The sequence below is a fragment of the Niallia sp. WK069_GA_01 genome, assembly GCF_983173855.1.
In genome coordinates, this window is record NZ_OZ470138.1 from 3,440,976 (window position 1) to 3,462,474 (window position 21,499).

The following is a 21,499-nucleotide window of genomic DNA, read 5'->3' on the forward strand; positions in this document are numbered from 1 at the left end:
TTTCACTCCAATCAAGCCGTTTTGATCCATTAGTTGTTGTCGTTGAACTGGTGAAAACACCCATATTATAGAAATAGACTAAAAGTTCACATGTTGGGAGAACAACGTTGAATAATAACATAAAAAATCAACGCTACTAGTGTTTAGCAATCATACCTTGTCATGAAATTCGAAGACATGAACTGATTCTAAAACAGGTTGCTTGTAACGGAGGGTGGGAAGGCTGAGACCCCGCAAGGCAACGCCGAGGAGGCTCAAGCATAACCCCGAAAGCAACCCCATAAGAAACACACATGATTTCACACTCACACCCCGGCATGAAAATTTTTTCTAAGCCGGGGTTTTACTTTTTTGTCCATTTTTCCATACTGATTAATGCTATGGGAAGTAATCTTTACGTGCGCTTTTGTGGTGGTTCGACCCTGTATAAGAAACTGTTTGGAATTTGCCTTGTGTACACCCCTTTGTTGACTCTTCAATTTTTGAGGATGATCACGTACAGAAAAATGCTGTTTGACCAAGCTTATTCCACTTTCCATAGACACTACTTTGGAGGTTGTTTTATTTGGACATTTTATTAACCCATTGTGCCGGAATGGATGTTCATCAAAAAGAGATTGTAGTTTGTGCCCTAACTGGCACTAATAATGAATCCATTCAAAAAGAAACCAAGACTTTTTCCACTTTAACCAAAAGTTTATTTGATTTATTAAAGTGGTTAGAAGAAAAACAAATTACACACATTGCTCTGGAAAGTACCGGAATCTATTGGAAGCCGGTATACAACATCCTTGAAGGATATTTCGATATTACTGTGGCCAATGCCCAACGTATTAAAAACGTTCCTGGTCGTAAGACCGATGTTTCAGATGCAGAATGGATTGCCAAGCTTCTTCGTCATGGATTGATTGAAAAAAGCTTTGTCCCTTCCCAAGATCTTCGGGAATTAAGAGATTTGAACCGTTTACGCAAGAAATGGGTTGGTAACTTAACAGCTGAAAAAAATAGAATTTCAAAGGTCCTCGAATGTTCAAACATAAAGCTTGGTTCAGTTATTTCTGATATCTTTGGGGTTTCTGGACGTAAACTTTTGAAACAGTTAGTCGATAATGGATACCTTGATAAGGCTGATGTTGATGCCAATATCCATCATTCTCTCCGCAAGAAGGCTGATACCATTTCCGATTCTCTTTTCGGAACATTAAATGAACATCAAATGTTTATGATTAAAAGCTCTTGGAATCATATCATGTATTTGGAAACTTCCATTCAAGAACTTGAAAATAGGATAGATACCCTGCTTCATTCCTATCAAGAAGAAAAAGAAATACTTTTATCTATCCCAGGTATAAAGGAACACACAGCTGCTGTTATTATTGCGGAAATCGGAACAGATATGAGCCAATTCCCTTCATCAAGACATTTAGCTTCTTGGGCTGGTGTATCACCTGGCAATAATGAAAGTGCTGGTAAAAAGAAAAGTTCCAAAAGCGTTCAAGGAAACCCACATATAAAAGCTGCTCTTTGTGAGGTTGCTTGGGCTATATCAAGGTCGAAAAATACCTCAATGTCAAATGTTTTTTGGTCTCTATCTGCAAGAAGAGGAAAGAAAAAAGCTTTACAGGCTATTGCACATAAAGTTTTAAGAATTATATATACCCTATTTATTAATAAGCAACACTTCTCTGAACCACGTCTAGCTGGTTAGACGACCTTCCATTACAATACTCTATTAAGGTTGTGATTTTTTTAAAAAATTGAGGTCACACCCTTTCTTTACTATTGTCTTTTTTCTAGAAGTCCACGCTTCAAGATTTTCTTTACACCAAAATCCTGTACCCGCCCTATCAAATAGAACACGTTACTGTATTATACAGATACCCAGAATAGCCACTCGCCCGTTTTATTTTCACAGAAAAAGCGCAAGCGCCTTGTTTAGCCCCGAAGAAAAATGTTCTCCAGACTCAAAAAGTGTTTTTTACTTTTAGAGGCTGGAGGCAATACTCACTAGGGCTAGGCGCTGACCGGCTAAATACGCCACGTCCTTATGGCTTCGCCGGCACTTGTACATCCTGTACGGCGAAGCTAGACAGCCTTCACATTTCAAAAAATATATACTTTCTCACCTTTTAAAAAACAAGCCTCCCATTTTATTGATCTAAACCGAGTAATCTTAAAACTTGCAAACGAATTTGATGGTGCGAAGTTTGAGTAGTTAAGTATAAAAACTATGTTGTTCCATTGTGCTACAAACACTCGTTTTCCGCGGGGAGGAAGCTGAGTCCCTGCAGGCCAAGGACCGAAGTGGCTAAAGCCGAGCCTCACGGTAAGCGAAGTGTATGCAGGCTGCGGGTGATTACTACAAACCTTCTTTTTTACATGAATAAAAAACCCAAACCATGATACACATCTCGTATCATGGTTTGGGCTTATCTTCGGCTGGAATACTTATATCCCAGCTTCCTTTATATTATCTATTGCCTTTAATATAAGGTACACCAGAAGCTTTTGGAGCGTCAGCACGTCCAATAAAGCCGGTTAACGCAATAATCGTTAATACATATGGTGCAATTAATAAATACACGTTTGGTACATTTTCTAACAATGGGAAGCTTCCGCCGACAATACTTAAGCTTTGGGCGAATCCAAAGAAAAGAGCCGCTCCCATTGCACCTAATGGATTCCATTTTCCAAAAATCAATGCTGCAAGCGCCATAAACCCTTGTCCGCTGATTGTTGCATGGGTAAAATCATTTGTTATCGATTGGGCAAATACTCCCCCGCCAATTCCGCCAAGAGCGCCGGAAAGAATGACCCCAATATACCGCATTTTTGTTACATTGATGCCCATTGTATCTGCTGCCATCGGATGCTCTCCCACAGAACGCAAACGTAGTCCAAATGGGGTTTTATACATTACAAACCACGCGATAATTGCGACAAGAATAGCCAAATAGGATGTCCAATACGTATTTGTAAAAAACAACTCGCCGATAACGGGGATATCCTTTAACACGGGAATATCCACTTTTTTAAAGCTGTACTGAATCGTGCCTGTCTGTCCTTTTCCATAAATCAATTTCACTAAAAACATCGCAAGTCCTGCTGCCAACAAGTTGATGGCTACACCAGAAACCGTTTGGTCGGCACGAAATGTAATCGAAGCGACCGCATGTAAAACAGAAAACAGCGCGCCAACTGCCATCGCGACAAGCAAGGCAATCCAAGGCGTCCATGCTCCTAGGCTGTCGGCAAACGTTAAATTAAACACAATCGAGGAAAAAGCCCCCATTATCATTAATCCTTCTAATCCAATATTCACCACGCCAGCCCGTTCTGAAAAATTCCCGCCTAACGCCGTGAAAATCAGTGGTGCAGCCCATAATAGCGAAGAAGGAATGACAATCAACAAAACATCCATTAATCCCATTTACTTCTCCCCCTTTTTGCTTTTATTTTTACTTATTTTCTCTAAAAATAAGCGGATCATATAACTAGAAGCAACAAAAAACACAATCAGGGCAATGATGATATCGACCATCTCATTTGGCACCCCTGCTTCAAGAGGCATATTTAATGCTCCTACTTTTAGAAACCCAAATAATACAGCGGATAAAACAATGCCGATTGGCGCGTTTGCACCAAGAAGAGCGACCGCAATTCCATCAAAACCGACGCCAGTAAATCCACCCTTTGTACTGACATATCCAAATGTCCCCAATCCTTCCATTGCTCCCGCAAGGCCGGCGAAGGCACCGGAAATAACCATGGATAGAATAATATTGCGATTAACATTCATGCCAGCATACTGAGAGGCATGCTGATTAAAGCCAACTGCTTTTAATTCGTATCCTTTGGTTGTTTTTTCCAAAATCAACCACATAATAAACACGCAGATTAATGCAATGAAAATGCCCCAATGCAGGCGGGAATGATCCGTAATCGAGCTTAAGAAATCAGACCGCAGACTCGCCGATGCCGGTACATTTTCTGTACGATCTGCTTTTTCCGTAATAACATACCGAATCAAATAATTGGTGACATACAACGCGATGTAGTTCATCATAATGCTGACAATTACTTCATGCACTCGAAAACGGGCTTTTAAGAATCCAGGAATAAATGCCCATAATGCACCTGCCGCAACAGCGGCTAAAATAGCAAGGGGCAAATGAATGACCTTCGGTAAATCAAAAGCGACCCCCACCCAAACAGCTGCAAGCCAGCCTACAATTAATTGACCTTCCACCCCAATATTAAACAGCCCTGTTCGAAAGGCAAAGGCTACTGCTAACCCGGCAAGAATTAGAGGGGTAATTTGGCGAACCACTTCTCCTGTAAAGTACACTTCTCCGAATGCACCGTTCCATAAAGCGGTGTATGCATCAACTGGGCTATAGCCCGTCAGCAGCATAATAATGGTTCCTACTAAAATTCCGAGTAAAACAGAGATTACCGGAATGCTCATTTTCTTTATTGTATTAGACATTCTTCTCCACACCTACTTTAGTTTCATTCGATCCTGCCATCAACAATCCTAATTCTTGTTCCGTTGTTTCTTTTGGATGGACGATCGCAATAATTTCCCCTTCAAATAGAACGGCAATTCTGTCACTTACATTTAATATTTCTTCCAGCTCAAAGGAGAGAAGCAACACGGCTTTTCCTTTATCGCGCTGTTCGATTAAACGTTTATGAATAAATTCAATAGCTCCTACATCCAGACCACGAGTAGGCTGTGCAGCAATCAACAAATCAGGGTTCCGGTCTACCTCCCTGCCAATAATGGCTTTCTGCTGATTTCCACCAGAAAGAGCTCGGGCAAGCGTATGTATGCCAGGTGTTCGAACATCAAATTCCTCTATTAATGTTTTCGCCTGTTTATCAATTTCTTTCTGATTTAAGAGACCCTTTTGTGAGAACGGTTTTTGGTAATAGGTTTGCAAGACCATATTTTGACCAATGGGAAAATCCAAAACCAGTCCATGCTTATGGCGGTCCTGTGGAATATGCCCTACGCCGCTTTCCGTGATTTTACGAGGGGTTAAGACACTTAACTCTTTTCCATTTAACGTAATGCTTCCCCCGTCTTTTTTCATTAAGCCAGTGATAGCCTCGATTAACTCCGATTGGCCATTGCCGTCTACACCAGCGATTCCGACAATTTCTCCCGCTCTCACCTCAAGATTCAGCCCGTTTACCACCTTTACTCCTCGTCCATCTTTTACCGTTAACTCGTTAATAGCCAAAACCGTTTCCTTTGGCTCGGCTTCTTTTTTCGTCGTTTTAAAGGTCACTTCTCTTCCGACCATTAAATTAGCCAATTCATTTGGATTTGTTTCCGCTACATTATATGTACCAATTCCTACCCCTTTGCGAATCACAGTCACCCGGTCGCACACTTCCATAATCTCTTTTAGTTTATGGGTAATCAAAATAATCGATTTCCCCTCTTTTATTAAGGTTCTGAAAATAGCGATTAATTCGGTTATCTCTTGTGGAGTTAAGACAGCAGATGGCTCATCAAAGATTAAAATCTCTGCACCACGATAAAGTGTTTTTAGTATTTCCACCCTTTGCTGCATCCCTACAGAGATATCGGCTATTTTTGCTTTGGGATCCACTGCCAATCCGTATTTTTCCGAAATGGCTTTCACTTCTTTTTCCGCTTTTTTCAGATCAATTTTCCCTCTATGAACCGTCTCTTTTCCCAGGATAATATTTTCTGTGACAGAAAATGTATCAATCAGCATAAAATGCTGATGCACCATGCCAATCCCTAAATCATTGGCTATATTCGGATTCGAGATATTGACTTTTTGTCCTCGAGCACGAATTTCCCCTTTTTCCGGCTGGTATAAGCCAAAAAGCACATTCATTAGCGTAGATTTTCCTGCGCCATTTTCCCCAAGCAACGCATGGATTTCGCCTTTTTTCACTTGAAGCGTTATATTGTCATTCGCAACAATCCCTGGAAATTCCTTGCGAATGTTTAACATCTCAATTACATACTCCATTCGTTTCACTCCTTTTCCAATCCAAAGTAACAAATCACTATCAAATATCCTTTCGTTCCTAATAAGAAAAACACAAATGCCTTGCTCAGCCCCGAAGAAAAATGTTCTCCTGACTCAAAAAAATGTTCTTTACTTTTAATTTAAATACTCACTGGGGCTAGGTGCTGGCCTGCTAAGTGCACCATGTCCTTATTCTTATGTCTTCGTCGGCACTTGTACATCCTGTAAGTCGGAGCTAAACAAACTTCACATTTCAAATAAATTATATTTTTTTACCTTTTCGTTGCGATATTTGGAGCTAGACTTCAGAAAATTTATCCTATCTCTAAAAAAAATAGGAATAAGCGTTTGCTAAGCAAAACACTTATCCCTGTTCTATTTATTACGCTAATAATTGTTTATTCAAAAATCTGCCTATTGGAAAATTTTTAAACCTCTATAAAAATTGTTATTTAGCAGGTTTATCAGGAACAGTGTACTCACCGTTTTTAATTTTATCTGTCCACTCTTTAACAGCAGCATCAATTTCTGCTTTTTTTCCTACTTGTTCGTTGATCTCAGCTAAGCCGACACCATTTTCTTTTAATCCATAAACAAGAGATTGTCCACCTGGGAAGTTTCCGTCTTTTGCTTTTTGTGTCACATCTTGTACAGCTAAAGAAACACCTTTTAACGCAGACGTTAACACAACATTATTATCTCCAACTTGTCCTTCACTTGATTGATCAGAGTCTACACCAATTGCCCAAATATATTTAGATGGATCTTTTTCTTTTAATTCACGAGCTTCTGTAAATAACCCTGCACCAGTACCGCCTGAAGCATGGAATACTACATCAACACCAGTAGAATACATTTTGCTCGCAATTGTTTTACCTACTTCTGGTTTAACAAAACTAGCAGCATATTGTACATCTACTTTTGCATTTGGATTAATCGCTTTTACACCATCAACAAAGCCTGCTTCAAAATGGCCAACAATATCGCCTTCCATTCCGCCGATAAAACCAATTTTATTTGATTTTGTCGCTTTACCTGCAGCAATACCAGCCAGGAATGAAGCTTCTTGTTCTTTAAAAGTGATGCTTGCAACATTTGGCTGATTGACTACAGAATCAACAATAGCAAAATGCGCATCTGTTTGTTGTTTTGCAATTTCCTCAACTGGACCAGCCATTAAAAATCCAATACCGAATACTAAATCATTTTTTTGACGAACTAAGCTGTTTAAGTTTGTTGCATACTCAGCATCTGATTCTGATTGTAAGTAGTCAATACCATTTCCTTTTTCTAATCCGTTTGCTTTACCGAATGCTTGTATTCCTTCCCATGCCGATTGGTTGAAAGATTTATCATCCACTCCACCTTGGTCTGTAACCATCGCAACTTTGAATGCAGCTTTATTCGATGATCCTTCATTATTTTCTTTTTTCCCACATGCGCCTAAAACGGTCCCAGCAGCAAGTACTAGTGACAACGCTAAAGCAAATTTACGTTTTTTCAAAATCAATTACCCCTTTTTTTATTTATATTATAGTAAGAGCAAAAATGCATTTACTATAATTCCCCCAAATGTCTTCCATAATTCCTAACAGTAGAAAAATAAACTAGTTATTTCAAACATATGTATGATACAAAATCAGCCGTTTTTTCCACTAAAGTTTTATTATAACCTTTTTAAAAAAATTAACAATAATAGTTGTACGAATAATGTTAATAATCAAGAAAAATCCGTTAATGTATCTGCAATTAATAAAAAAATGAAGTAATTATACATCAAATTAACATAAAAATTGCTTAACCCTTTTGTTAAGTAATTAAATCTTAAAGATAAAATTAACAATAAAAGCTGCACTAATAATATACATAATCCAGTGTATCTCTTTCGCTTTCCCTGTAAATAATTTGATAAAAGTATACGATAGGAAACCAAATGCCAGACCTTCTCCAATACTAAAGGTTAAAGGCATTAGAATAATTGTCAGAAAAGCAGGCACAGCATCCGTAAAATCAGCAAATGAAATATTCTTGATTTCTTCCATCATAAACGCTCCTACCATGATTAAAATGGGAGCTGTTGCAAATGCGGGTATAATACTTATTAATGGGGTAAACAAAATACTAAGCAAAAACAGAAATGCGACTACAAGCGCCTTGAGTCCTGTTTTTCCTCCTTCAGCGATGCCTGTAGCATTTTCAACATATGCATTCATTGCTGTAGATCCCATAGTTGCGCTTGCCATCGTAGCGATAGAATCTGCCATAAGCGCTTTATCCAACCCTTCAATTTCACCTTTGGCATTCATTAATCCGGCTTTCTTAGATAATCCAACCATAGATCCTAAATTATCAAATAATTCAACTAATGTGAAGGAGAAAATAATCGAAAAAAGACCATATTGAAGAGCAGCTTTAATATCCATTTGTAAAAATGTTTCAGACAAACTTGGAAGCGAAAACGAAACAATACTGTTAACATTTTTCGGAACTTCAACAATTCCCCATATCATCCCTAGAATCGAAACAAACAAGATGCTAATAATTGCTGCACCTTTAATCTTTCGTGCAGTTAGAACTGCTGCAATAATAAAACCTATTAAAGCAAGTAAAGGTTCAGGTTTTGTAATTTGTCCAAGGGCAACAAAAGTAGCGTCATTACTGACAATAATGCCTGCTTGTTTAAAACCAATAAATGCGATAAATAACCCTATCCCGACCGCAATTGCACTTTTTAAAACGGAAGGAATCCCTTCAATAATTTTTTTGCGCAAACCAGTTAAGGTAAGAATAAAAAATACCATTCCAGAAATGAATACAGCACCTAATCCTGTTTGCCAAGTTAAACCTTGCCCCAAAACAACGGTATAAGCAAAAAAAGCATTGAGTCCCATTCCAGGTGCTACTGCAATTGGCATATTAGCCCACAATGCCATCAGAATCGTTGCGAAGACACTTGTAAAAATTGTAGCTGCAATTGCTGCTTCTTTTGGAATTCCTGCATCTGATAAAATGGATGGGTTCACAAAAATAATATAACTCATCGTCATAAAAGTTGTAATACCAGCAAGAATTTCCGTTTTCACATTAGAGTTACGCTTGCTTAAAAGAAAAAATTGATCCAACCAGTTTAGAGAAGAATTGGTTTCTGTTTGTTGTTTCTCCAATTTTTTATGTAAAGACATGTGTTCCTCCCATGTTTTAATTCTTTTCCTTATACTGCTTCTATTCCTTTTTTCTTCTCTATTAGAAACACGTTAAGGATCTATGTTTTTCATACACTGATAAAAGCATCAGCGCCCAATAATCACAGTCGATTACTTTAGCCGGTGGGCGCTGAATGAACGAACGATTCTTTTAGTAAGCTGCTTCTTTTTTCTTTTTTTCCTCACTGCCGAATGTTACTCCGATTTTCCCAAGCCATGTTCTATAAGCAATGCTGACACGATCGGGAATTAGATGAAGCTCTGCTTGTAAATCCAACGGCAATTCCTCAGGTTTTTGACTTTCTACAATAGCTGTATCTTGTTCAATAATAAGCTGTTGAAAATCAGTAAAATATTGATCTGGTGTATCAAAAGCATAGTTTCTGGATACTAAAGCAAATACGGTTGATTTTCTTTCCTCTTGGGGAAGAACCGTAAATAACATGGCAAAAATTTCTCCGTTTTCATAATTAACCTTTTTTAACCGAGCAACAGTTGGCGCTAAAATCTCAAATGTATAATGAAGGGTCGTATAATTTCCTGTCCCATCAGCATCTGCATACACAGGGATTTCATCAGAGACATATCGATTTTCTTTCCAGTGAACTTTGTAATCTGGTATTTCAGCATGGTTCGAATCACCAAGACTCCCCTCATGAACAAATGCTAAATGACTGACATCTAAAAAGTTTTCCACTACTCGAGGTGCAGCAGCATTAAAGGTATGTGGGTTGGCAAACACAGTTCTAAATGAAGAGTCAGAAAATTCGCTGTATTCAACAAGCGCATCTTCACTATCAGACTCATCATTAAGTAATTTCACCCAAATTAATCCGTATTTCTCTGTCGCTTGATATACCTCTGCTTTTGCCTTTAATGGAATCGCTCTGCTTGCAGGCTGTTGTGGTATTTTCACACATTTTCCATCCGTTTTATATTCCCATCCATGATAAGGACAGACAATACAATCATTTTCTACTTTGCCTAATGATAATGCAGCACCGCGATGTATGCATAAATCTTTAAAAACATTAATCCCTTTACTTGTTCGAAAAAGAACAATGCGCTCCTCTAAAAGTACAACTGGCATTGGTTTTTCCGTTAATTCATGTGAATAAGCAACTGGCTGCCAATTACTAGCTAATACTGGATCTTTAAACATCTCTTTCCCTCCATCACTTGTTTGGTGTTTTGTTCAATAATCTATTTAATACGATTACTTTTTTATCTAAGAGATTATTCATATTTTGATGGATCACCATCAAAGCATTCTTCCGCTACTTTTATAGAATCTGTCGGGCACCCTTCTTGTGCATCAATTACATCATCAATAAAATCTTCTTCTATTTCCACAGTGCCTGTATTATTATCATTAAATGCTTCAGCCAGTCCTTCGTCATCATAATCAAATATTTCTGGAGCAGCTGCCCCGCACGCCCCGCATGCAATACAAGTTTCTTTATCTACTATTGTAAATGTACTCATCTTTATACCTCCCCTTACATAATTATGCAAATATAGATGTACTATGCTGTGGTTGGACTCTTGCCTTTGGATCTAAATAAGATTTAGCATTATTAACAGCTGTTGGTGCTTCACCAAAACCGGTTGCAATCAATTTAACCTTTCCATCGAATGTACAAACATCTCCTGCTGCATACACTCCAGGAATATTCGTTTCCATTCTAGAATTGACAACAAGTGAGTTTTTCTCCATTTCTAATCCCCAATCTTTAATTGCTCCAAGGGATGAAACAAATCCAAAGTTTACAATCACATCATCTACTTCAATAACTTCTTTCGTGTTTTCTTTCACTTTTTCTAAAACTACTGAGTTTATGCTACTTTCATTTCCAATAAATTCTACCGGTACATATGGTGTTTTAACTGTAACCTTTGAAGCATTCAATTGTTCCACACTATGTTCATGTGCACGGAATTTATCTCTTCGATGTACAAGAATGACTTCTTTTGCAATTGGCTCTAACATTAGCGACCAATCAACAGCAGAGTCTCCTCCTCCGCATACCATTACTGTTTTGTCGCGAAATTTCTCTAAATCATCTATAAAATAATGAAGGTTTTCTTTTTCATATTTTTCTGCTCCTTCAAGCTCTATCTTTCTTGGCTGGAATGCCCCATTTCCAGCTGTAATGATGATTGTTTTTGTTAAATGCTCTTCTTTATCCGTTGTAAGCTTTAGAATTCCATCTGCTTGCACTTCCATTTTTTGTGCTACTTGCTCCAAACAAATCGTTTGATCAAATTGAGCCATTTGCTCTTTTAACCCATTAATTAATTCTTGTGCACGAATTTTCGGAAACCCAGCAATATCATAAATATATTTTTCGGGGTATAAAGTAGAAAGCTGGCCTCCAAGCTGAGGTAAACTTTCAATAATTTTCACAGATGATTTCCGCATTCCTCCGTAAAAGGAAGCAAAAAGACCAACTGGTCCTCCCCCAATAATCGTAATGTCATAAATATTCGTGTCTTTTTTCATTGTGTAAACTCCTTTTATTTTTCCTTTTTTCTACTCTGAAAAGAGACTTTGGCTCTCTCAATGAGTCCGCAGCTGGTGTATAGTTCACTTTCCATGGGGCGGGAGCCGAGCTTTGCTTCTCGGCTGTCCCGCTAACCCAATAGGATTCTTCGTGTATTCCGGCTGCTTCTTGCTGAAAATAGTAGAATCTGCTTCTTTTCACATGCATGATGCAAATTTTATTGCGTGGATTGTCTCCCTTAACTTGTATAAACATCTCCCAGTCCAAGCTTTTTCAGCGTTTTACGATAACCAATGGATGTTTTATCTGCCATGATATGTGCTTCCATTTGAAGATCAAGCGGTAAATCTTCTGGCTTCTGATTTTCTACCATCTCTCTATCCTCGATAAATACTTCTAAATTAAATTTATATACGTCTTCAATTGATCCATCTTTATCAAAGTTTCTCGCAATTGGAACAAACAAACGAGTTTCTCTTGCTGAAATAGGACAAGCAGCATTCATAATCCATAATTCACCATCATCTGGGAAATAAACTTTTAAGGTTGCTGTAAAAGGTGGATATACATCAAATACTCGAAGCCATTCAAAATCTTTCGGTGCTTTATCTTGCACACCTTTTGGATAGTTGCTTACAGCACTTATATATCTAGCTTGAAGACCGTAATCTGTCGTTTCTACTGCATATTTTGGAACAATTGGGTTGTTCCGATCACCAAATGTACTTGTATGCACCCAAGCAAAGTGAGCTACATCAAGGAATCCTTCCATTTGACGTCCGGCAGACCCATTAATATCAAAGTTAGGACAGACAATTTGCTGGAAGTTTTCATCGTCCCACGCTTCAAACTTTGGAATATTGTCCTCTTCCCCTGTTAACGATGTCCATACTAATCCGAATTTTTCGACAACTGGAAATACAGCCATACATAATCGAGGGTTAATTTTTGCATCGGGATGTGCAGGTATCGATGTACATTCACCTGTTGTCGCATAACGAAATCCGTGATATGGACAAACAATTTCTTCATCTTCTACCCAGCCCATGCTTAAAGGAACCCCACGGTGCACACATAAGTCTCTCGCAACAACAATGGTACTTTTTGTACGATAAACAACTAAGTTGACATCAAGCAACTTCACTGATAATGGTTTTTCCGTTACTTCTGAACTTTGTGCAACTGGATAGTAATATTTACTTAAAACTGCCCAATCCTCTTTACTAAATGTGCAATCACGGGGATATGGTGCTGTATTGCGGTTATTTTGTACGGTAGTATTTTCAGTCATATTAAAACTCCCTTTCTATTTGAAAACTTTTTTGGATAAGGATGAACAAAAAGAGCCGTGAAAATAGAAGAGTTCATTTGAAACTCAACTCCAATTTCCACGGCTCTTCCTTTCTGTAAACAGAAATTAAGCATCCATTTGTTTATTTCTAACCAGCGGCAGAGAAAACGTTATAACGAGTTCACTGCAGCTGCTATTACTCCACTATTAACTTTTCAAAACAAATAACAGTACAGGAACTTCCTATATCGGGTTCATAATCCCTAAATAAAGAAGTAATCTTCAAATCAAGTTCGTGTTCTATCTTCTCTTTTAATAGTTGTTTATACTTCACTGATACGGCAGCATCCATGGATAAAACCAATCCAGCATATTGATCCCCTAAAGCATCCAGAGCAGGCATCCTTTTTGTGCTTGCCATAATCAGTACCTTATTTCCAACTATTTCAATTTTTTGATTATGAACACCTGTATTAAAAATATCTTGATTTGTTTCATTAAAAATTGCTGCTAATTGTTTTTTAAAATTTCGATTCACTTTAATTCACCTTGTTTCGTTGTATTTATACTACTAGCACAGGAGAAACCCGTCTACTGTTTTGTCAGATAATCTGACAACATTTTTCAATTTTTCGAATATTAACATTCATTTCTCCTACATAGGTTGTCAATAAATCCTTTTTTGAAGCATATCTATTGCTTTATTTCTCGCTTTCTTTTTTTTTTTGGACATATTCTTTTGAATATAGAAAATACTATAAGAAAAGCGCAGTGCTACACAGTTGAACATTTTATAATTATTGGAGGTTTTTATGGGATTTGTCGGACTTTTTTTCCTTACTTGGCTTGTTATTTTATTTTTTCTCACATTAAAAAACAAAATTGGACTTATTGAAAATACCATCATTTTTCTTCTTTTATTTATTATTAGCGTCAATTTCTCATGGATTGTCGCTGAAGAGATGAAATTAATGACTATCTCAAAAAAAGCATTAGATTATTCTGGATATTTATTAAAACGGAGTATTATTATTCCAATGATTGTATTAATTGGACTGCATTTTTATGTCAAAAGTCGAACAACAGGAAAAAAAATTCTTTCAATTTTCATTTCCGTTTCTCTCTTGATCTGTTTAACCTGGTTTGCAAACTATGCAAAGGTAATAAATTATACAAAATGGAATTACTATTCTGATGCTGTCTATTTTGGTATTCTACATTTGCTTGCCATAGCTGTCTATAAAATATACAAAAAAATACAAAAAAATGTGGTGAAACCATTATGATTATGTATGAACATTTCGATAAAAATGAAATTTATTTATTAACCCTATTGCTGATTGGCTATGGAGCTGTTATTCTTTTGCCTAAAATATTGCCATGGAATATCAGTACTTTATTTTTAGTATGGGGACTCGCTGCTACTACTCTTTTTGACTTTACCATTGGCGGCGGATTAATGGATTATTATAAAGTGAATGACTCTAACCATTATGAATTATTTGATTTTCTTTACTATTTGGTGTTCCCGCCAGTCAGCTATTTATTTGTTTATATTTATGAAAAATTAAAGATTAACAAAAAAAGCATTTCTTTTCTTATTTTTGTTTTAGTTTGGAGCTTATTAGGATTACTGATGGATTGGGTATCAACCAAAATGGATGTCATTTTTTATCAAAATGGCTATAAAGGCTACCTCTCATTTACCGTATTTTTAAGTATACAAACGATCACTGCTTTGTATTATGAATTAGTGAGAAAAAAAAACCAGACTGCTGGTTGTGAGACATATGTAAATAAATAATAGGTAAAGACGAACATGCTCTAATTTAGCACGTAAATGGTTACTTCCTTATACTGGTTATTTATGTTTTTTAATCTAGTTAACTCAAACTTCGCGGTTATAAATTCTTCTTCATATATTGCTATAACTTGGTTTAGAGCAATGAGAAAGGATGATTGATTAATCTTGTAAACATTATTCCTTATAAATAGGGGCAAGATTCTCGTTTCAGGATGCTCGCTTTCCGTGGGGCGTGCGATGAGCCTCCTCGGCGCAAGCCTGCGGGGTCTCATCTAACCCGCTAATCCCACAGGAGTCTCGCACCTTCCACTCCAATCAAGCCGTTTTGATCCATTAGTTGCTGTCGTTGAACTGGTGAAAACATCCATCTGATAGAATAGACTAAAAGCTGCACATTTTGGGAGAACAACGTTGAAGAATAACATAAAAAATCAACGCTACTATGGTTTAGCAATAATACCTTGCAATGAAATTCGAAGGCAAGAACTTATTCTAAAACAGGTTGCTTGTAACGGAGGGTGCGAAGACTCCTGCGGGAAATGTGGGAAGGCTAAAGACCCCGCAAGGCTTGCCGAGGAGGCTCAAGCATAGCCCCGCGGAAAGCGAAGCAACCCGTAGTGGAAAGCAACCCCCACAATAAAAAACAAGCCTCCCATTTTATTGTTAAACCGAGTAATATCAAGACTTGCAAACGAATTTTGATGGTGCGAAGTTTGAGTAGTTAAGTATAAAAACTAGGTTGTTCCATGCGCTACAAACACTCGTTTTCCACTGGGAGGAAGCCGAGCCCCACGGAAAGCGAAGTGTATGCAGGTTGCGGGTGATTATTACAAACCTTCTTTTTTTTACATGAATAAAAAACCCAAACCATGATACGAAATATTTTTTATCTCTTCGTATCATGGTTCGGGTTTATTTTCGGCTGGAATACTTAATATATTTTACGAGCTTTACTAAAAATATATATCATTTTTTTTTACAGCAATATTTCTCAGAAATCGATTGCTGCCTCCTATTTTAATTTTATAATTGCTGTGAATTTGTTTTTGGACCGAAGAACATTAGCAATAACCCACAAGCCAGCCAACAGCCTCCGATAAATAGAAATACACTTACGTAGCCTAGGTTTATTGCTATAAAACCTACAAGCAATGATCCAAAAATATTAGAAAAACGACCAAGTCCATATGCTAGGCCACTTCCTGACGACCGTAAATTGGTTGGGTATGGTTCTGAAGTATAGGCATATAAGTTAGAAGTAAATACCCGCTCGGTAATATTTACAATAAACCCAAAAATAATAATCATTAATGGAAGAAATGTCATTCCATATAATAGGCCCGCACCAGCAGTTAAAAATGCACTGACTGCTAATATCGATTTTCTTTGGAATTTTTCAGAAATCATCGATCCGATAAGTGCGCCTAAAGGAGCCCCGATTGAATGTAGCACATTATACCAAAGTGTTTTTTCCATGGTTACTCCATGACTTTTTAATAAACTTGGTACCCATGAAGCAAATCCATAAAATCCAAACGTTTCTAAGATCCAAACGGAAGAAAGAACAATGGTTATTTTTAAATTTTTCCCTTTAAATAAATCGGAGTAATTGCCTTTTTTTATCGATTGAATTGGTTGTCCCACTTCCGGAATAGACAATATTCCTTTTTCCTTTTCGACCTTTTTTTCTATTCTTGTCATTATCTCATCGGCAATTTTGTATTCTCCACGCATTTCATGCCATCGAGGAGATTCCTCGACCCCTTTTATAAAAAGGAAATAGATCACTCCAACTCCGCCCCAAATAAAGACAAGTCTCCATCCCCATTCTCCTAAAGGAATCACATATGCAGAAACAATATTCGTGATTGGAATGCCAATTAGACCGATCATTGCACAAAAGGAAATATACTTTCCTCGCACATTGGATGGAAAAAATTCCGCCAAATAACTATTTGTCACAATCATAGCTGCAGCAACACCTACACCTGTGAAGAATCGAAAAAACATTAGTGATGGAATATCCCATGCAAAAGCGTTCAAGATTGATGACAAAGAAAATAATAATACGAACCAGGATAAAGCTTTTTTTCTTCCTACCCTGTCAGCCAATCTGCCACCAAGTGATGCACCTAAAAACATACCAAGAAAGGAAATGGCAGTGATATGAGAAATAGTTTTTAAATTCACTCCCCAATGGTCAATTAAAGCTGGTGCCACATTACTTAGTGTAAATAAATCAGCTAAATCAAAAAAGTAAACAATCCCCAGTGCCATTAACACTCGATAATGAACCTTTGAAATAGGCAAACGATCCAATCGATTTGCTACGTTTGAAAATCCCCCTTGATATATATTCTCTTTCTTTGTCTTTTTGTTTTTCCCCATAAAAACCTTCCCCCTGATTTCATCAAATAATCAACTTAGTAAAAATTTTATATGTAGTTTCAATACTTCTGTAGCCTATTAACCGAGTGTTTTCGGTTTAGGTCTGGTAGCAGAAGAGCAATTTTTGTACTTTTAATAGGGTTTTCGGTATCACTAATTATGTTTTTCTACATATAACTACAAAATCAAACAGTTTTGAGTTTTGAGTTTATCATTCACTTCTTTTTTTGTCTAGTCTATCTGAGGGAAAGATTGATTAAAAAAAGAAACAGCAAATGTATGAAAGCAGAGAGTACTTTCGTTGCCATTTCTATTTCATGATTAATATTGTGTTTGCTATTTTTTCTTTTAAACTTTTATTCCGTTTAATTTTTGTCTGGCTTCCCTGAAAAAAAGGTTCCGTACACTCTCGATGAGTCCGCAGTCAGAATTCACTTCGCTTTCCATGGGGCGGGCGCCGAGCCTCCTTCATGCACTGCGGGGTCTCGCCTATCCCGCAATTCCCATAGGAGTCTTCGTGTATTCTGACTGCTCTCTGCTTGTAAAACTTAAGCAATCTACTTTTTTTCATGTGCCGTGGTGCAAATTTGGTTGTATGAATGTCTTGCTAAAAAATGATTGTTTAGCTAGTTTTTTATTATATAAGAAAAATTTAATGATAGAATTCCCCTCCTTCGCGGCTTTAAGTTGGAATGTCTTACAAAAACAACTAACAACTCTATAATTAAATAGAGGCATCCTCGCATAAGAATGAGGTTGCCTTAAAACAATTATTTCTTAGAAGTTTTACTATTTTTTTGGTTCTGCGTTTTCTTTCGGTAGGGTAATGCTCACCGTTGTTCCCTTATTTTTTTCACTTTGGATATGAAGTTTCCCTTTATGATAATTGATTATTTTTTTTACCACCATGAACCCTAGACCTGTACCACTGTTTTTTGTCGTATAGAAGGGAGTTCCTAGTTTTTTAATTTGAACAGGTTCCATTCCTCTTCCATCATCTTCAATTTGAATAACTACATTCCTATCGTTATCCAAAAAGGTGCGTACTGTTATGACACCGCCAAACGGAGTCGCTTCCATACTGTTTTTTAATAAATTCATAAACACTTGCTTTAATTGATTTGCATCACAATAATTGACCATTTCCTTCTGGCAAAATTCTTTTTTTATCACAATATTATTCATATTTGCACTTGCCTTAAACAATGAAATAGTTTCATCTAAAATTTGCTGAATATTCATATACTCACAGTTTAAAACATGAGGTTTAGATAAAATTAGAAATTCTCCTACAATAAAGTTAATGCGGTCTAATTCGGACATTATTAACTCAAAATGAGATTTATCCTTAATATCATTTTTCAAATATTGAATGAATCCTCTAATAGTAGTGAGTGGATTACGTATTTCATGGGCAACACTTGCTGCCATTTGCCCGACTGCTGTCAATTTCTCTGAATTTAACAACAGCTGTTCGGTCCGTTTGCGCTCGGTAAAATCCCTGAATTGAGCAAATGCTCCTGCCAATAAGCCATTCTCTTCAAAAATAGGAAAGCAATCTAAAAGAAAAACAAGATCTTGTTTATCTTCTCTGCGATGGAAAGAAATTTCTATATCGGTATAAGGCTGTTTATTCAACAAAACATTCTGAAGGTATGCTCCAAAATACTCCAATTCATTGATATTTAAACCTAAAATGTTTTCTTTCTTTATCTTTGTTACAAACTCAGCATAAGGGTTAAATCCAATTAGCTTCCCGTCCTGATCCGATATCAAAATCCCATTTCTGGTTGTATCCATAATCAATTGATTTAATCGATTTAAATGATGATTTTCTTTGATTAAAGCTATCTCTCTTTCTATCGATTGATTGACTGTAGAAAGTAATGTAAGGATTAAAGGATTCGCATCTTTTTTATCCATCATAATTGAGATTGTTCCAAGCACTTTCTCTTCCTTCCAATCCATAATTGGAACACTATAGCAAGCTATAGAATGAAGATACCGATGGAAGTGCTGTTCTCCAACTATTTCAATTTCTTTTTTATATTCTAGCGTCAATGTGATTGCATTAATCCCGCAATCTTTCTCAGTGAAGCGAACCCCCTCTACAATACCAATAGAAGCTGCTGCCGCTTTGCTTTGTTTATCGCCTTGCATTTTTAATAAATAACCTTCCGCATCACATACACTTGCAATGATGGAGATATCTTTTAATGATGTTAAAAATTTATCTAAAAAATAAATAACCACCTCTAAAATATCAGCGTATTGCATATGCTTTTGATATAACCCATTTTCCGTTAAACTCTCGGTAAATATGACAATATCTGAAGAATCTAGTCCTCTTCTTTTGCATCTTTCTTTCAATTCTTCAAAATTAATTACTTTGCCGTTCATCTCTTTATACTCCAGAATATTTTTTATGCTTATAATTGATTTTTGTTCTAACTGAACTTTACCCTTCATTATAACATAGAAAATATAACCAGATGGAAAGTAGGTTATTTCCTATTTTGATTGATTTATTAAAATAATAGTGAAATTCGTTTGCAGCAAATTTTTATGATAAGTAATGAGTTAGCTAAATTTTTTTTCCTAATATTCTATCGGAGGGGAAAATATGAATAGATATAGACGTAGAAATACACCTGCTTTTACTGTTTTAGCCTATTTTACTTTTTTTGCTGGAGTGGCACTTTTCTGCATTGGTCTTTATAATGCGGATAATTTAGAGTTGAACGAAAAAGGATATTATATTGCTGTAATGATCCTTGTAGCAGTTGGCGCCATTCTGACACAAAAAGTTACGAGAGATAATGCAGAAGACAATGAAATTTTGGCAGAACAAGATCGGAAATACAATCAGTCTAAAGCGGACTAATTGTACTTCCGAGAAGGCGCTAAGCATTTTTAATTACCCAAATCCCTTCCATTTTACTCCTGACGGTAACCCCGCTTATTTATCGGCGATTACCGTTTTAATTGTCTCTTTTAGAATGGAAATAATTTTATTTATTTCATTTTTATTAATAATTAATGGTGGGGCTAAAACAATTGTATCACTATGGTTATATGTTACACTCCGGCAGATCAGCCCATTTTTAGCTGCTTCTGCTACTACTTTTGGTGCCATTTTCTCTGAAAAACGATTCTTACTTTTGGCATTGGCGTATAGTTCAAATCCACCTAACAGTCCAATTACGCGGCTGTCTCCAACATAATTAAAGTCTTCTTCCAGTTTTTTAAACCCTTTCAATAGCTCTAAGCCCATTGCACAGCTATTTTCTACTAACTTTTCTTTCTCTATTATGGATAAATTCTCACTCGCAATATGACAGCCAACAGGATGACCGCTGTAAGTAAATCCATGAAATAATGTGCCTGTTGATTTTTCTTTAAACACTTGAAAAATATCTTCTGAAATAAGCACACCACCAAGTGGAAAATATCCACTTGTTATGCCTTTTGCAAACGTTAATATATCTGGAACTACACCCCAATTTTCCACGCCGAACATTTTCCCCGTTCTGCCAAACCCTGTTATCACTTCATCTGCAATAAATAAAATATCATGTTCGCTGCAGACAGAACGAATCTGTGTCAAATAGTCATCTGCTGGAATAAACATGCCACCTGCTCCCATTACTGGTTCAGCAATAAATGCTGCGATATTTTCTGGTCCTTCTTGAGCAATTAACTTTTTTAAAGCTTCTACAGAATCTGTCTCTACATGAAGAAAATCTGGTGCAAGTGAATTCGTTACTTGATGAAATTCGGGAATTCCCGTTGCGCTTGTCGCTCCTGTAGCAACCCCATGGTATGCCTTTTGCCTTGAGATGATTATCTTCCGCTCCGGTTTTCCTTGCATGATCCAATAATAACGTGCTAATTTAAATGCACTGTCATTTGCTTCAGAACCCCCTGATGTAAAAAAGACAGTATTTAGATTGCCTGGTGCTATGTTTGCAAGCTTTTCAGCAAGAAGGACAGCAGGCTCATGGCTAAAGGTAGAAAAAGCAGAGCTAAAGCTTAATTGATTAATTTGCTCCATTGCCGCTTTCCCCAATTCTTTTCTGCCATATCCTATTGCTACATTCCATAAAGAGGACATTCCTTCAATATATTTTTTTCCTTCTATATCTTTTACATAAATGCCATGGCCTTTTTCAAAAATAATGGATGGTCCATAATCTTGTTGCTGTTTCACAGAAGAGGTTGGATGTAGAAAGTGTTTTTTATCAAGTGCCTCTAACTGCTCTTTTGTAAGCTTTCCCATTCTTTTTCCTCCT

The 21,499-nt window shown here is 36.8% G+C and carries 17 protein-coding genes; 4 read left to right on the forward strand and 13 right to left on the reverse strand.

All coding sequences use genetic code 11. The features are described 5' to 3' along the window. The first annotated feature begins 565 nt into the window (after positions 1-565). A complete protein-coding gene (locus tag AC5LWL_RS16280; protein WP_493432573.1) occupies positions 566-1,708 on the forward strand; it encodes an IS110 family RNA-guided transposase in 1,143 nt (380 codons plus the stop codon). A 762-nt stretch (positions 1,709-2,470) separates the two neighbouring features. Here AC5LWL_RS16280 and AC5LWL_RS16285 read toward each other — a convergent pair. The 10 genes from AC5LWL_RS16285 to AC5LWL_RS16330 all read right to left on the reverse strand — a co-directional run bounded on the left by AC5LWL_RS16285 (position 2,471) and on the right by AC5LWL_RS16330 (position 13,553). Continuing rightward, positions 2,471-3,430: an ABC transporter permease gene (locus AC5LWL_RS16285; protein WP_493435292.1), complete on the reverse strand. Its 960-nt coding sequence runs from the start codon at positions 3,428-3,430 to the stop codon at positions 2,471-2,473. Continuing rightward, complete coding sequence (locus tag AC5LWL_RS16290) at positions 3,431-4,489, reverse strand: ABC transporter permease (protein WP_493435293.1); 1,059 nt, start codon at positions 4,487-4,489, stop codon at positions 3,431-3,433. Next, positions 4,482-6,017 carry an ABC transporter ATP-binding protein gene (locus AC5LWL_RS16295; RefSeq protein ID WP_493435294.1) on the reverse strand — a complete coding sequence of 512 codons (1,536 nt, stop codon included), beginning with the start codon at positions 6,015-6,017 and terminating at the stop codon, positions 4,482-4,484. The genes AC5LWL_RS16290 and AC5LWL_RS16295 overlap by 8 nt, the downstream gene beginning before the upstream one ends. Positions 6,018-6,465: 448 nt before the next feature. After that, a complete protein-coding gene (locus tag AC5LWL_RS16300) occupies positions 6,466-7,521 on the reverse strand; it encodes a BMP family lipoprotein (protein ID WP_493435295.1) in 1,056 nt (351 codons plus the stop codon). Between the two features lie 313 nt (positions 7,522-7,834). Then, positions 7,835-9,199, reverse strand: a complete 1,365-nt coding sequence (locus AC5LWL_RS16305) for an NCS2 family permease (RefSeq protein WP_493435296.1) — start codon at positions 9,197-9,199, stop codon at positions 7,835-7,837. A gap of 172 nt (positions 9,200-9,371) precedes the next feature. Then, positions 9,372-10,382, reverse strand: coding sequence for an aromatic ring-hydroxylating dioxygenase subunit alpha (locus tag AC5LWL_RS16310; RefSeq protein WP_493435297.1), 1,011 nt, complete (start codon positions 10,380-10,382; stop codon positions 9,372-9,374). A gap of 74 nt (positions 10,383-10,456) precedes the next feature. Further along, positions 10,457-10,705, reverse strand: coding sequence for a ferredoxin (locus AC5LWL_RS16315; RefSeq protein WP_493435298.1), 249 nt, complete (start codon positions 10,703-10,705; stop codon positions 10,457-10,459). A gap of 22 nt (positions 10,706-10,727) precedes the next feature. Next, a complete protein-coding gene (locus AC5LWL_RS16320) occupies positions 10,728-11,723 on the reverse strand; it encodes an NAD(P)/FAD-dependent oxidoreductase (RefSeq protein ID WP_493435299.1) in 996 nt (331 codons plus the stop codon). A 239-nt stretch (positions 11,724-11,962) separates the two neighbouring features. Further along, a complete protein-coding gene (locus AC5LWL_RS16325; RefSeq protein ID WP_493435300.1) occupies positions 11,963-13,015 on the reverse strand; it encodes a Rieske 2Fe-2S domain-containing protein in 1,053 nt (350 codons plus the stop codon). Between the two features lie 196 nt (positions 13,016-13,211). Next, positions 13,212-13,553, reverse strand: a complete 342-nt coding sequence (locus AC5LWL_RS16330; RefSeq protein WP_493435301.1) for a Na-translocating system protein MpsC family protein — start codon at positions 13,551-13,553, stop codon at positions 13,212-13,214. 274 nt (positions 13,554-13,827) lie between these two features. Between AC5LWL_RS16330 and AC5LWL_RS16335 the strand changes: the two genes are divergently transcribed. Beyond that, entirely contained in the window at positions 13,828-14,301 is a 474-nt protein-coding gene (locus AC5LWL_RS16335; RefSeq protein ID WP_493435302.1) for a hypothetical protein, read from the forward strand. Further along, on the forward strand, positions 14,298-14,819 hold the full coding sequence (locus tag AC5LWL_RS16340; protein WP_493435303.1) for a hypothetical protein: 522 nt from the start codon (positions 14,298-14,300) through the stop codon (positions 14,817-14,819). The genes AC5LWL_RS16335 and AC5LWL_RS16340 overlap by 4 nt, the downstream gene beginning before the upstream one ends. A gap of 1,023 nt (positions 14,820-15,842) precedes the next feature. Here AC5LWL_RS16340 and AC5LWL_RS16345 read toward each other — a convergent pair. Together AC5LWL_RS16345 and AC5LWL_RS16350 are read right to left on the reverse strand one after the other, a co-directional pair. Continuing rightward, positions 15,843-17,207, reverse strand: coding sequence for an MFS transporter (locus AC5LWL_RS16345; protein ID WP_493435304.1), 1,365 nt, complete (start codon positions 17,205-17,207; stop codon positions 15,843-15,845). Between the two features lie 789 nt (positions 17,208-17,996). Beyond that, the gene (locus AC5LWL_RS16350; protein WP_493435305.1) at positions 17,997-19,607 is read right to left on the reverse strand and encodes an ATP-binding protein; all 1,611 of its coding nucleotides are present in this window, start codon (positions 19,605-19,607) and stop codon (positions 17,997-17,999) included. Between the two features lie 223 nt (positions 19,608-19,830). On the opposite strand from AC5LWL_RS16350, the gene AC5LWL_RS16355 reads away from it, so the two are divergent. Next, on the forward strand, positions 19,831-20,091 hold the full coding sequence (locus AC5LWL_RS16355; protein WP_493435306.1) for a YiaA/YiaB family inner membrane protein: 261 nt from the start codon (positions 19,831-19,833) through the stop codon (positions 20,089-20,091). Positions 20,092-20,166: 75 nt separating this feature from the next. Here the strand turns inward: AC5LWL_RS16355 and AC5LWL_RS16360 are convergent, their stop codons facing one another. Beyond that, positions 20,167-21,486 (reverse strand): aminotransferase family protein, encoded by a 1,320-nt coding sequence (locus AC5LWL_RS16360; RefSeq protein WP_493435307.1) that lies wholly within the window; start codon positions 21,484-21,486, stop codon positions 20,167-20,169. Between the last annotated feature and the right edge of the window lie 13 nt (positions 21,487-21,499).

Excerpts from the sequence above, each read along its gene's own strand:
- AC5LWL_RS16285 (WP_493435292.1), bottom strand. The coding sequence starts at position 3,430 with ATGGGATTAATGGATGTTTTGTTGATTGTCATTCCTTCTTCGCTATTA.
- AC5LWL_RS16290 (WP_493435293.1), bottom strand. The coding sequence starts at position 4,489 with ATGTCTAATACAATAAAGAAAATGAGCATTCCGGTAATCTCTGTTTTA.
- AC5LWL_RS16295 (WP_493435294.1), bottom strand. The coding sequence starts at position 6,017 with ATGGAGTATGTAATTGAGATGTTAAACATTCGCAAGGAATTTCCAGGG.
- AC5LWL_RS16305 (WP_493435296.1), bottom strand. The coding sequence starts at position 9,199 with ATGTCTTTACATAAAAAATTGGAGAAACAACAAACAGAAACCAATTCT.
- AC5LWL_RS16310 (WP_493435297.1), bottom strand. The coding sequence starts at position 10,382 with ATGTTTAAAGATCCAGTATTAGCTAGTAATTGGCAGCCAGTTGCTTAT.
- AC5LWL_RS16315 (WP_493435298.1), bottom strand. The coding sequence starts at position 10,705 with ATGAGTACATTTACAATAGTAGATAAAGAAACTTGTATTGCATGCGGG.
- AC5LWL_RS16320 (WP_493435299.1), bottom strand. The coding sequence starts at position 11,723 with ATGAAAAAAGACACGAATATTTATGACATTACGATTATTGGGGGAGGA.
- AC5LWL_RS16325 (WP_493435300.1), bottom strand. The coding sequence starts at position 13,015 with ATGACTGAAAATACTACCGTACAAAATAACCGCAATACAGCACCATAT.
- AC5LWL_RS16335 (WP_493435302.1), top strand. The coding sequence starts at position 13,828 with ATGGGATTTGTCGGACTTTTTTTCCTTACTTGGCTTGTTATTTTATTT.
- AC5LWL_RS16340 (WP_493435303.1), top strand. The coding sequence starts at position 14,298 with ATGATTATGTATGAACATTTCGATAAAAATGAAATTTATTTATTAACC.
- AC5LWL_RS16345 (WP_493435304.1), bottom strand. The coding sequence starts at position 17,207 with ATGGGGAAAAACAAAAAGACAAAGAAAGAGAATATATATCAAGGGGGA.
- AC5LWL_RS16350 (WP_493435305.1), bottom strand. The coding sequence starts at position 19,607 with ATGAACGGCAAAGTAATTAATTTTGAAGAATTGAAAGAAAGATGCAAA.
- AC5LWL_RS16355 (WP_493435306.1), top strand. The coding sequence starts at position 19,831 with ATGAATAGATATAGACGTAGAAATACACCTGCTTTTACTGTTTTAGCC.
- AC5LWL_RS16360 (WP_493435307.1), bottom strand. The coding sequence starts at position 21,486 with ATGGGAAAGCTTACAAAAGAGCAGTTAGAGGCACTTGATAAAAAACAC.